13 protein-coding genes are annotated in these 12,297 nt (G+C 42.2%); 8 read left to right on the plus strand and 5 right to left on the minus strand.

Translation table 11 applies throughout. The annotated features are described in order from the left end of the window. Positions 1–18: 18 nt before the first annotated feature. On the minus strand, positions 19–1,761 hold the full coding sequence (locus A0128_RS08565) for a hypothetical protein (protein WP_156781806.1): 1,743 nt from the start codon (positions 1,759–1,761) through the stop codon (positions 19–21). Between the two features lie 78 nt (positions 1,762–1,839). Here A0128_RS08565 and A0128_RS08570 point away from each other — a divergent pair, with 78 nt between their 5' ends. After that, positions 1,840–3,123 (plus strand): EAL domain-containing protein, encoded by a 1,284-nt coding sequence (locus A0128_RS08570; RefSeq protein WP_069607121.1) that lies wholly within the window; start codon positions 1,840–1,842, stop codon positions 3,121–3,123. 28 nt (positions 3,124–3,151) lie between these two features. Here A0128_RS08570 and A0128_RS08575 read toward each other — a convergent pair whose 3' ends face one another. Further along, positions 3,152–4,315 (minus strand): DUF1577 domain-containing protein, encoded by a 1,164-nt coding sequence (locus tag A0128_RS08575; RefSeq protein ID WP_069607122.1) that lies wholly within the window; start codon positions 4,313–4,315, stop codon positions 3,152–3,154. A gap of 80 nt (positions 4,316–4,395) precedes the next feature. Between A0128_RS08575 and guaB the strand changes: the two genes are divergently transcribed. The 3 genes from guaB to A0128_RS08590 are packed head-to-tail and all read left to right on the plus strand — an operon-like array spanning position 4,396 to position 7,409. Then, positions 4,396–5,922: an IMP dehydrogenase gene (gene guaB / locus A0128_RS08580; protein WP_069607123.1), complete on the plus strand. Its 1,527-nt coding sequence runs from the start codon at positions 4,396–4,398 to the stop codon at positions 5,920–5,922. 2 nt (positions 5,923–5,924) lie between these two features. Continuing rightward, positions 5,925–6,710, plus strand: coding sequence for an outer membrane lipoprotein-sorting protein (locus A0128_RS08585; RefSeq protein WP_069607124.1), 786 nt, complete (start codon positions 5,925–5,927; stop codon positions 6,708–6,710). A gap of 9 nt (positions 6,711–6,719) precedes the next feature. Next, complete coding sequence (locus A0128_RS08590) at positions 6,720–7,409, plus strand: 16S rRNA (uracil(1498)-N(3))-methyltransferase (RefSeq protein ID WP_069607125.1); 690 nt, start codon at positions 6,720–6,722, stop codon at positions 7,407–7,409. Here the strand turns inward: A0128_RS08590 and A0128_RS21780 are convergent. Next, entirely contained in the window at positions 7,399–7,683 is a 285-nt protein-coding gene (locus A0128_RS21780) for a hypothetical protein (RefSeq protein ID WP_083244207.1), read from the minus strand. The two genes, A0128_RS08590 and A0128_RS21780, sit on opposite strands and share 11 nt — an antisense overlap. Positions 7,684–7,772: 89 nt before the next feature. On the opposite strand from A0128_RS21780, the gene thiS reads away from it, so the two are divergent. The 4 genes from thiS (at position 7,773) to A0128_RS08610 (ending at position 9,917) form a co-directional block, all read left to right on the plus strand. After that, positions 7,773–7,973 (plus strand): sulfur carrier protein ThiS, encoded by a 201-nt coding sequence (gene thiS, locus A0128_RS08595; RefSeq protein ID WP_069607126.1) that lies wholly within the window; start codon positions 7,773–7,775, stop codon positions 7,971–7,973. After that, positions 7,966–8,616, plus strand: a complete 651-nt coding sequence (locus A0128_RS08600; protein ID WP_069607127.1) for a thiamine phosphate synthase — start codon at positions 7,966–7,968, stop codon at positions 8,614–8,616. Before thiS ends, A0128_RS08600 begins: the two co-directional genes overlap by 8 nt. A gap of 44 nt (positions 8,617–8,660) precedes the next feature. Next, complete coding sequence (locus A0128_RS08605) at positions 8,661–9,488, plus strand: WecB/TagA/CpsF family glycosyltransferase (RefSeq protein ID WP_069607128.1); 828 nt, start codon at positions 8,661–8,663, stop codon at positions 9,486–9,488. Positions 9,489–9,617: 129 nt separating this feature from the next. Then, a complete protein-coding gene (locus tag A0128_RS08610) occupies positions 9,618–9,917 on the plus strand; it encodes a hypothetical protein (protein ID WP_069609212.1) in 300 nt (99 codons plus the stop codon). Between the two features lie 126 nt (positions 9,918–10,043). On the opposite strand, the gene lysS is transcribed toward A0128_RS08610, so the two are convergent. After that, positions 10,044–11,540: a lysine--tRNA ligase gene (gene lysS, locus A0128_RS08615; RefSeq protein WP_069607129.1), complete on the minus strand. Its 1,497-nt coding sequence runs from the start codon at positions 11,538–11,540 to the stop codon at positions 10,044–10,046. Between the two features lie 7 nt (positions 11,541–11,547). Beyond that, a complete protein-coding gene (locus tag A0128_RS08620; protein ID WP_069607130.1) occupies positions 11,548–12,198 on the minus strand; it encodes a hypothetical protein in 651 nt (216 codons plus the stop codon). Between the last annotated feature and the right edge of the window lie 99 nt (positions 12,199–12,297).

Below are 12,297 nucleotides of genomic sequence, written 5' to 3' on the forward strand. Positions count from 1 at the left end.
CATGTCTTTTGCGCAGAATCACAAATTCTTTCGATACCAATTTTGTCTATTTTTATCTTTCGCTTGAGCAAAGTAGTATTCCTCAAATTCTCGATATTTTTCTTTTCGAAGATCGGCAGGAAGAGTTCGATAAGTATCTCTATAACGATCTAAATATTCTTCAAAATTTACAAAAGAGATAGAAGAAATTTTTCCAAGTTCTTTCATCGTTTCCGGAGAATAGTTCAGAATTTGCCAAGTCACTCCGAGGTGGTCGACTTTCAGAGCGTCAAACTCGTTGGTAGGTTTTTGGACGTTCGTGAAGAGAAGAAGTTGAACGTTTCTTTTTTTTAGATAGTCCAATGGAGTCGATTTTTCATGACCGATTCTGCCTCTTTTTTTCGATTTCAGCCGAGCGATTGTTGGATCCGTCAGGCCGGCTTCCGTTTCAATCGCTAAGATCGGATTGAGATAGTATATAAAAATACATTCCGCGCCGGCAAAGGCAACCTTTACTTGGGAAGTTTCAAAGTGTTCTTTCCAGGGTGAAATGAGATCTCGAATTCTCTCGGTAGTTTCTCTTTTGTAGATTTGATTTTCGTCCGCTACGTCGTGTAAGACGGGAAGAGCCGAACCCTTGTAGATGTCCCAACGCAGAAGAATCAAGATCGGAAGAATGTAGGCGCTCGCATTCCAAAATTTTTTCTGGAAAGAAGGTTCTGAAATTTTAGAGAAAAGACCGGATTCTACCCATACAAAGACTAAGGGAAGAATGGGGAGATAGAATCGAGAGAACATAAAATCTCCTCCGATCCAGGTATAGTACGCTCCATACAAAGTTGGAAAGACAAAAAGAAGAATCCATCGAAAGTCCCGAGTTGTCGTCCCATGAAATTGATTTCGAAGCGCTTGAACAAAGAAAAACAGAGAGAAGAACAGGATCGGAATGAGAGCGTAATACATTTTAAGGAATAGGAAAAAATAGACCAACCCTTGAGATAGATAAAAACTTCCGCCCGACTTTGCGTAGAACGTATTGGGTAACAGATTTCCATAATATTCTAATTTCCAAATATAAAAAAAGGCGGGACTGACATAGACGAGCAAAAGAATTAAAATGGATTTTTTTAGAAATCTGTTTTTCCAGGAAGAATTCGGATTCTCTTGTAAAATCATTAAGCCGACGTAAATTCCGGAGAAGGCGTGAAACAAAAGTCCGTCGGGCCGATTGAGACAACCCAAAGCCGAGAAAAGGATTCCGGGTAGCCAATTATAATACGTTATTCTCTTTGCAAAGATCAAATGATAAGAGGCCGCAACGAATAAAAGAGCATGAAGCGATGTTTCAAGTCCTCCCGTGGCAAAAACCCGGTTGTGGTGGAGTAGGACAAAACAAGAAAGCGCAAACGGAAATCGGAATCGAGGAGCGGTCTCTTTTAAATTCCATTTTAATAAATAGATACAAACGCCTAAGAAGGAAATGATTCCAAAAAAATAAGTAACAAGAATCGGATCGATCCTTTCAAAAAGATGCGACGGGCTGAGTAGAAGAGTCCATAAAAAATTTGTATAACCTTCCACTCTTTCGCCTTCGTTGAAGACCAATCCTTTTCCTTCCGCTAGATTTTTCGCATAACGTAACGAAATGAATGCGTCATCCGAAATCCAACGCATTTGATAGGCTGAAAAGAGCCCGAATAAAATCAGCAGAATGCTGAATGTGAAATACAAAATGCGCTTCAAAGTTACATTCCCTTCTTGGATTCGAGTTTGCGGAACCATTCTATAGAATACTCATGTTTTTTTATACGGGCCGGAATTTCCTTGTAGGAATCAGAGTTCCGAAAAACTTGTAACTGAATGATCAGGCCACTTGGCACGCTTCCGAAGACAAAAGTAGAATGGGATCATTGGTTCCAGTCCGGGGAGATCATTCCTTATTTTCAACCGATCCTTTCCGTTGAAAGAGATTCTATCTTCGGATATGAAACGTTGGGAAGGTTCAGGGATCAATCCGGAAATGTACATTCTCTCGGACCGTTTTTTCTGGACGCCGAAACCGGAGTTTTGGATCCGCAAGAAAGAAAAGAAATCTACAATCTCAAAAGGGATGTAGACAGAGATCTTCGAAAGAAGGCGATTCTTCATCTCCTCAAAAATCAACATCTGTTTCCGGACGCAAAACTTTTCTTAAATATTTCTCCAGCTTATATGCGGGATCATATCGAAGAGGAGGCCGCCGATTCTTATACGATCCGTCTTGTAAAAGAACTCGGACTCGATCCTTCCAAGATCGTCATCGAAATCGTCGAAGAACATTTTGACGGAAGTTTAGAAAGTCTTCGACCTCTGATTTCTCGTTACAAAAAAGAAGGTTTCCTCGTTGCGATCGACGACCTCGGTTCTCGTTCTTCCAACTTGGATCGAATCGGAATCTTTCATCCCGACATTTTGAAAGTGGATCTTCAGATGCTTAGGAATTCGGTTACATCCAGAAATTTTCAGGAAATTCTTTTTACCATATCGAGACTTTCGGAATCTCTCGGATGTTCCCTTCTTTTTGAAGGAATCGAAAACGATAAGGAATTGTTTCAATCTCTCACATACAGCGCCCGTTTTTTACAGGGATTCTATTTTGCGGAAGCTCTTCCCGATATGATCGGACAAGAAGAATTAAAACTCAGATTCTCCACATTACACGAACTCTTTTTTAATTATAAACGTTATCAGTTGATGAAGCAGATCAAACGTGAGAATGAACTGGAAGAAAAACTAAATCTCTCCGGAATCACGGTTTACGAAGACGGAGATCTCCACGGTGTTCAGATTCAAAATCCGAGAGTTCTGAGCGATTTTGTTTTTAGAATCTACGTCACAAGTCTTACCGGAAGTCAGGTTTCCCCCAATTATATGAGGATTGGAGAAGTCTCGATCGATACCGACGATTCCTTTATCGGAAGAAACTGGAGTTGGAGACCGTATTTCTTAGAACAGTTTTACAAATCGATGAAAGACACCCGAGCCGAATGGATCATCAGCAATCCATACTACGATATCAGCTATGAAATACTTCTCATCACTTACAGCAAACGTCTTCCCGACGGACATGTCCTTTTTGTGGACGTGCAAGTTCCTGAATATTAAGAAATTCTAAAATATTGTCCGAAAAGGGTCAGATCTGAGCCTGGTTTGCTTCAGCGAGAAGTCGGTTGACGTTATCGATGTATTTTTTTCTTTCACCGGGGCGAGAAGAGTTTCCTTCGATCGAAAGTCCGACGTAAAGATTACCGTCCGCGTCCTTTGTCACCGATCGAATCACTCCGAACGCGGTGAGAGGAGCCTGCATCTTGAAGAAGATATCGAAGGTAAATCCGGCCCTTTTAGTAAGGTCGTGGTTTAGATCCGGATGATTGATCTTTGCTTTTAAGCCGCCGGTCGAAATGTTGACGATCGGAAATCTTTCTTTCACAAGAACCGTATTGGATTCTCGGATTCGATCCACCATCTCAAAGGTAAGAGTTTTGATTTCCATCACTTCCAAAATATCGATTTCACGATTTCGATTTTGCGCGTGAACGTAACCGATCGGAATCGCTTGTTCTTCGTGATTGAGATAGATTACGGGAACAATGAGTTCGGATCTGATTTTCTGGTTTGCGTATTCGATGATTTTTTTACGAATATCGTCCTTGTCACCGATCTCAGCTTCGTAATCGATAAAACCTTCCTGATCAAAGGGCGCATAACTTGAAGCCTTCTGCGTATCCGGAATAAAAAGAATCTTTCTGCTCTTTTTAACCAGGTCGAACTTGTCTCCGATGGTTCTAAAGACGTCGATTTTAAGAATATCGTATTTCGATTTTAACTTTGTTTCATAGTCGGCGAAGTTGACTTTGACCGAGGTCGGAATATTAAAAAGATTTGCGTCGATCGTGGTTTTGCTCGTACGAATATTCGTGATCCAGACGGATCCTTCTGTCGGAGCGATACGATTGAGGCTGCGTTCCTTGCTCGCGATAGAAATATCGGAAACGCCCAGGATCAGTTGATTTCCCGGTTTTTCATCCAAGACTTCACAATCCAATTCGACATACTTTGCGAGAAGTTTTGTCAGGGTGACTTGACTGTTTAAAGGAAACGCGTTTGGTGTCTGAGTTTGAATCAGAATTTTTGTCGCGTCTTTTGATACCTGCAAAATTTTAACGATCTGTTTTACGATGCCGGGCGACTGTGCGACGATGTCGGTTTTTACGAGAAATTTTGAAATAATGTGAAACTTTTTTGCCGGGTCTACGACCGTTTCTTTATCTCTTTTTTTTCTCTGAATTGTTTCCATAGTTTTTCAAAGCAAAGGAGGGGAAATTCTCTTGATCTCAGTTCTCTGTTTACCTTTTATGTACTAGGTAAGGAATAAGAATGTCAAACCAAACTTACCGCGACTCCGAATATTTAGACGGACTATCCGGAGACGAACTTTTCAGTCTTCAGATTGGTCTAACCTACAGAGATTTTCTCGTCCTCCCTGGATTTATCGACTTCCATCCCTCTGAAGTTGAGCTTGAAACCAGACTGACTCGAAATATAAAACTAAAACGACCTTTTATTAGTTCGCCAATGGATACGGTAACCGAATCCCAGATGGCCATCGCGCAAGCGTTGATGGGAGGGATCGGAATCATTCATTACAACAATACGATCGAAGAGCAAGTTACGCTCGTTGAGAAAGTAAAACGTTTTGAAAACGGGTTCATCACCGATCCTGTGATCCTCGGACCAAAGAATGTAATCAAGGATTTGGATTGGATCAAGGAGCACAAAGGCTTCACAGGAATTCCGGTTACCGAAGACGGAACCAGAAATTCTAAACTTGTAGGGATCGTAACCAACAGAGATATCGATTTTGAAAAGAACAGAGAGATCACACTCGATAAAGTGATGACCACAAACGTGATTACCGGTAAAGCAGGAATCACTTTACAAGAAGCGAATGATATCATCAAGAAATCAAAGATCGGAAAACTACCGATTGTGGATTCTAATGGAAAGTTGGTGTCACTTGTAAGTCGTTCCGACTTAAAGAAGAATAAAGAATTTCCGGACGCCTCAAAGGATGAAAACAAAAGACTTCGTTGCGGCGCTGCGGTATCAACTTTGATGGAATCCAGAGAAAGAGTCGCGGCTCTTTACGAAGCCGGAGTCGACGTGATCATCATCGATTCAGCACAAGGAAATTCGAACTATCAAATCGAAATGATTCAGTTCATCAAAAAAGAATTTAAGAATCTGGATGTGATCGCGGGGAACGTTGTAACCCGTGGACAGGCCGAGAATCTCATCCAAGCGGGCGCAGACGGGCTTCGTATCGGAATGGGACCGGGTTCAATCTGTATCACTCAGGATACGATGGCAGTCGGACGCGCGCAGGCAACGGCCGTATTCCAAACTGCGAAACACGCGGCGAAATACGACATTCCTGTCATTGCGGATGGAGGAATCTCCAATATCGGCGATATCGCGAACTCCCTTGCGATCGGAGCTTCTACTTGTATGATGGGTTTTATGTTTGCGGGAACCACCGAAGCTCCGGGAGAATATTTCTATGAGAACGGAATTCGTCTCAAGAAATACAGGGGAATGGCGTCGATCGAAGCGATGAAAGCAGGCGGGGACAAACGTTATTTTAACGAAGGACAAAAAGTAAAAGTGGCACAAGGTGTGAGCGGTTCGGTTGTCGATCGCGGATCCATTCTCAACTTCATTCCGTATTTGTCGCAAGGACTCAGACTTTCATTCCAAGATATGGGATACAAATCCATTCCTGAAATTCACAAGGCTTTAAGAAACGGAGCGATTCGTTTTGAAAGACGATCCGAATCCGCGCAGGCTCAGGGTTCCGTTCACGGTCTCTATTCTTTCAGCGCACCAACGATGAGGGCGGAGTAAGTTTGATTCGGATTCTTGCGCTGATCGTAAGTTTCTTGGCGTTCACCATTCCTGGCCGAGAAACAAACCCGCAAGGATCCGTAGGTCCTAGAGTCGCGCAAGAATTGGTCGCCAGACTCGACCAAGCGCTTGCAAAGTCGACGCAAGGATTGATCAAGGGAAATTTAATTCTAATCCGAAGATCCGGAGAAACCTGGAGCTGGGACGTAAGCATTTTTAGAAAGGACGAAGATACACTTTATCTTTTTGAAAGCAGGGGAAGAGGATTAGAATACAAGATTCTCATCAAAGACGAGGGTGAACAAATCTACGCCTTCAATGTACTTTCCAAAAAGATCTTTCGAAAAGTGGACGAGGAAAAATACGAACAACATCTTTCCACGGGTTTTAGTTTTATGGATCTTTCCGGAGTTTCCTATCAGGCCAACTACAACCCGATCGTGCAGAGCGACTTAAAAACTTCCGATCATTCCTTTAAAAGAGTTTCTCTCAAGCCGATCATACCGTATTTTTATTCCAAGCTCATTCTATTATTGGATTTGGATTCACTAAAACCGACCCGTTTGGATTTTCACGACAAGGACGGGGTACTTTTTAAGACGATGAACATAAAATACGGTCCAATCAAGGTAAAACAAAACCAAAAGATCGGAAAGGAAGAACTCGCAAACCGACTGGAGATGTTGGATTTGAATACGGGTTCTATCAGTGTATTAGAATATACTGAAATAGACAAGGAAGTAAAACCGGATCCTTCCTTGTTTGATCTCGCCAATCTAAACAGATAGGATTTCGTTTTGGAAGAAACGATTCTATTCCGAAGAGACTGGAATTCCGAAAAGGAATTCTTCCTAAATCGAGAAGAAATATCTCATCTAAAGGCGCTTCGAATTCACTCCGAAAAAAAACTTCTCCGAGTTTTAAACGGAAACGGATCCGAATGGATCTACGAAGTGGAAGCCAACTCCAATCAAGGCTTTCTAAAAGAATCCAAAGTTCATCCAAAGTCGGAAAGAATTTCCGGAATCGCCACCGCGATCCCGAAAGGAAATCGATTGGAATGGCTTTTGCAAAAGGGAACCGAACTCGGCCTCACACATTTTTATTTTCTAAACTTCGAACAATCCGATCGAAAGGATTTTAATATGGAAAGGGCGCAGAAGATCACGGAGGAAGCGGCGGCGCAGTCAAAACAGATCTTTCTGCCGGAAGTGCACGCGCCGGTTTCTCTAAAGGAATTTCTAAAATCCCAGGCGAATCAAAATCATTCTTACTATCTTTTAGATCCCAGAGGAGAATCGGAATTGAAACCGGAATACTTTCAGAATTCGATTTGGATCATCGGCCCGGAGGGCGGTTTTCGAGAAAAAGAAACAAACCTACTGAAAGAGAAAAAGGTCTTGGGAGTAAAGGCGGGAGATTCTATTTTAAGAATCGAGACCGCTGGAATTTTCGCGGCCTCGATGTTTCGATACTTTACTTGTTAAGAGCGCTGTATTGCAGATACAAACTTACGATATTGCAGTTTGTAGTGCAGGCGCTTGTGCAAGTATTCAGGTTTTGCAGGTTGGCGCTGGTAGTAGTTGCACCCCAACGGTCCGCACAAACGGCGTTGCAAGAATCGATCGTTCCTCCGGGGCCGCAAGCAAGGATATAATTGAAAACGGCCTTATCAGTGGTCTCATCGTGTCTGGAATGACAGCCACTCACAGCAAGGAAAAATAAAAGGGATATTAGAATGATTGAAGACAGTTTCCTCATACGGTTAGGTTCCCTAGCAAGGAATTCCTCGTAAATCAAAAAAGATTGGACAGAGACAGATTCCAACGCAAACTTTTTTCGATATCGTTATGAAAGTGAACGGAAAAAAACTTCCCCTTTCCGATTTGAAATCGTCCCAAATTCCAGACCTATTAGAATATCTGAAAATAAAACCGGATATGGTCGCCATTCAGAGAAACGGCAGCATTCTCAAGAGAGAGTTTTGGGGCCAAACTGAATTAATGGAAGAAGATCAGCTGGAAATTCTAAGGTTCGTCGGCGGTGGTTGATCCTAACGTTTGGTTTCACGCGGGCTTATATCCGATTCTGGATCTGGATTTTTGCAAAAAGAAAAATCTCAATTTTTTTGAGCTTCCCAAACTTTGGATGGAATATCCGGATATAGTTCCTTGGATTCAGATTCGTGCGAAGAACGTAAGCGCCGAAGAATTGGATTCCCTCGTAAAAACTTTGTTAGATAAATATCCGTCGATTCCTTGGATTCTAAACGATTCCTGGAAAGAGGCGATCCGATTTGATTGTTTCGGAGCTCACGTTGGAAAAGAGGATTACGAATCCTTGAACGAAGAAGAAAAAATTTCACTCCGAGAGTCGAAATTATTTTTAGGAACCTCGTCTCATACCATCGATGAAGTGAACGTGTTGGATTCTTCCCTTTGGAATTATACGGGATTAGGGCCGATCTTTCCGACCGAAAACAAAGACGACGCAAAATCCATAATCGGAATCGAGTCTTTGTCCAAACTTTCACGGCCGCGTTCTCTGCCCGTTACTTTGATCGGAGGAATTCAAGTTTCGAATCTGGATCAGATTTTGGACCAAGGTTCGTTTCTCCTTTCGAGTATTTCCATGGTTTGTATCGAGGAAGAATTTCGGGCCGCAGCCGCAAAAATACGAGCTCGAAAGCGGTAACTTTCAATTGACTCTGAACTTATGTCGTATAGGATGCCTTTAGGATGAAAAAGCCTAGTGAAATCATACATCTCTCCGCGAAGGACGATCGGGATTACCTCCTGGATTATCAAGTCATTCAGACGGAAACATTAGGAAAAACGGATATTCTGGGAGTGCCTTTTGACAATGTCTCTCAAGATGAGGCAGTCGCTAAGATATACCGTTTACTGGAAGAAAAAGAAAGATTTCATCACGTTCTCTTTTTGGACCCGATCAAAGTCATGTCGGTTAGAAAGGGAAAAAAACTTCACCGGATCACTGAAAAAGCCACCTTGATTCTCGCGGAAGGCGCAGGCCTCCAATGGGCCGCTGCGAGGCTCGGAAAAAATCTCAAAGAAAGAATTTCTCCCATCGCGTTGATGATGGACTTGGTTCGTCTTTGTGAGCTCAGAAATTATTCCATCTTTATGCTCGGCGGTAAAGAAGACGTAATCGAAAAGGTTTATTTTACACTTTCCCGTCACTTTCCCGGAGTGAGAATCGTAGGACGTCACGCGGGTTATATGAATCCGCAAAGAGAATTGATGGTAAAAGAATCGATTCGTAAGACCAGTCCGAATATTATCTTTCTCGCAATGGATTTTCCGGAACAAGAAATCTGGATCGAAAACAATACCGCATTCTTTGGCCACTCCGTGATCATCGGGGTGAGCGGCTCTTTAGACATTCTTTCCGGAAAGGTAAGAAAGGCTCCGAATTTTTTCAAACTCAGAGGACTGATCTGGGTGTGGAGAATTATGAGCAAACCTTGGAGACTGTTTCGCGTATTTAGAATGTTTCAGTTTTTTACGGTTGTATTTTTCAAATCCCTCTTTCGTAAAAAATCTTAGAATCGTTTGATTCTATAATCATACGATATGCGAAACTTCTTGTCGTAAGATAAGAATCGTATATTGTTTTTTTATAATGTTTTTCTAAAAGTTCTTGCGTCTTTCTGTTTCCGCAATAAGATTCTGTGTATGTTTGATTACAGTTTTATTACTTTGTTTTTGACTACCGTCTTAGGTTTTGGATCCCTTTTCGGTTTTTTGCATCTTGTTTGGAAACAGCTTTTCTCACAATTGGAGGAATCCAAAAAAGAATTAAAATCCGATCTTTTGTATTTGGAGGCCGAATTTAAAACGGATATCCATCGGGTAGAATCTCGTTTGGATCGTTCGATTTCCGCGCTTGGAGAACGTATTGATATTTTAGTGGATCATTTTTCGCTTCGGCTCATGGCGGAATCTCCTAAAAAAAGAAAACGCCTCCAGGGTTGAGTTTCCATTCTTATAGTTTAAAAAGTCTTTTGATCCATTAAAAAAGAAAAGGCCTTGGAAGTTTCCAAGGCCTTTTTTGTAAGATTCCAATTTGAAAAGAGGAAATCTGTATTACGAAATTCTAAATCATTCGGGCCGCATCAAAGGAAATAGAATCGTATCTCGAATCGAATGAGAATTGGTAAGAAGCATCACCAAACGATCGATTCCGATTCCAAGCCCGCCCGTAGGAGGCATTCCGTATTCCAGAGCGCGGATATAGTCTTCGTCCATCATAAACGCTTCGTCGTCTCCGGCTTCTCTCTGTCTTACCTGTTCTTCAAATCTTTCTTTTTGATCAAAAGGATCGTTTAACTCAGTAAAGGCGTTTCCGATTTCTCTTCCCGCCACATAGGGCTCGAAACGTTCCACAAATCCCGGTTTTTCCGGATTGGATTTTGCGAGAGGAGAAAGTTCAGTCGGGTAATCCGTGATAAAAACGGGTTGGATGAGATTCGGTTCTGCCTTGTCGGAAAATACTTCGTCTGCGACTTTCCAGATGCTATGGCATTTGGAAACGTCCACTTTTAGCTCGGAAGCCTTTTTCTTCGCTTCTTCAAGAGTTGTAATCTGACTAAAGTCGATTCCACTATATTCTTTGATGATATCTACGTAAGTGACTCTTCTCCAAGGAGGGGAAAGATCGATCATGTCTTTTCCGTATTGAATCTTTAAGGTTCCGCAGACTTTTTCGGCGAGATAGGTGATGAGTCTTTCCGTAAGATCCAACATCGAAGCCATGTCCCCGAAAGCCATGTAGGCTTCCATCATCGTAAATTCAGGATTGTGCTTTGTGGAAATTCCCTCGTTTCTAAAGTTTCGGTTGAGTTCGAAAACCCGATCCAGTCCGCCTACGATCAGACGTTTGAGATAGAGTTCCGGAGCGATTCTTAAGAATAACTGCATATCGAGAGTATTGTGATGTGTTACGAACGGTCTCGCCGCTGCACCACCCGCGATCGGTTGCATCATCGGTGTTTCCACTTCTAAAAAACCTTCGTTTGTGAGGAAACTTCTGATTTCGGAAACGATTCTGCTTCGAGTGATGAAAGTCTCTCGTACGCTATCGTTGACCACCAAGTCCACATAACGCATTCTATATCTCTGCTCTACGTCCGCAAAAGCGTCGTAAATGACTCCGTCTTTTTCTTTTACAACGGGAAGAGGGCGGATACACTTTGCGAGTAGTTGAACGCCGGTTAGGTGTAAGGTGATCTCACCTTTCTGAGTGGTGAACAGATAACCTTCTAAGCCGATGATATCTCCCAAGTCTAAAGACTTGAAGATTGCGTAGGTCGCTTCTCCGAGATCGTCTCTTGTCGCGTAGAGCTGGATGATTCCGGTGCTGTCCTTGAGATGAGCGAAACTCGCTTTTCCCATCACTCTTTTGGAATGTAGCCTTCCTCCGAGTTTGTAAATCGTTTCGGGTCCAGTCGGAGTTTTTTCGTATTTTTCTACGATTTCTTTGGATTTAGAATCCGGAAAAAAACGAATCGGGTAGGGATTGATCCCTTGTTTTTTTAATTCTTCTATTTTCTGAATTCTTTGCTGAATGAGCTCGTTTGATTCTTTTGCGTCTAACATTACGATTCTATTTTCCTGGAAGTATTTGATAAAACGTTCTGGCTAAGTTTGTGAATACGAGTTCAAATCCTTCTTCGGTTAAAAACCAATTGGAAAGATTCGTTCGATCCGCGAGAGGAACGATATGGACTTTCAATCCAGCTGGTCCTAAGACGGATTCGTAAATTTTTTGATTGAGCGAGGACTCGAATCTTTTGGAGAGAATTAGAATATTCTTCAGTTGCCGATCCAGACAGATCTTTAAAAGAGACTTTGAAAAATTCTTCGCACCCACCGGATAAGGTTCAAGTTTGTAGATGAGAATTTTAGATTCTTCCACACCCAGACTCACGAGGGAACTTTGAATCTCCTGAGTAAGATCCAGTCCAATTCCTAAATTGGAATTTGCGGTCGCGGGAGAATAAAGAATGATTAAGATTCCTGCGTAACCCTTTTTGAAACCGTCCGCGGCATTTTTTAAAATATCCCTGGGAAGTGTTTCTTTTACCTCCACAACAAGAGCGTCGCTCTTTGGAAACGGAGTGTCCTTTATCAAAAAAAGAGGAGAAAGAAAGACAAACCCTACAATGAGAAGTAGGCAAAGGAAAAATCCGGAAAGGAATAACCGCGTTTTGTACAAAACTTCCCGTACGGATACCGGTCCTGGATTTGCAGACATATAGAACGAGAGTTTTTCCCAGGAACCAAATTACAAGAGGAATTTAGAGGCGCTCAAGTTGTCGTTTCGAAGATTCGTTTTCTTTCGATCAAAGGGGGA

It is taken from the genome of Leptospira tipperaryensis, from assembly GCF_001729245.1.
GTDB classification, from domain to species: domain Bacteria; phylum Spirochaetota; class Leptospiria; order Leptospirales; family Leptospiraceae; genus Leptospira; species Leptospira tipperaryensis.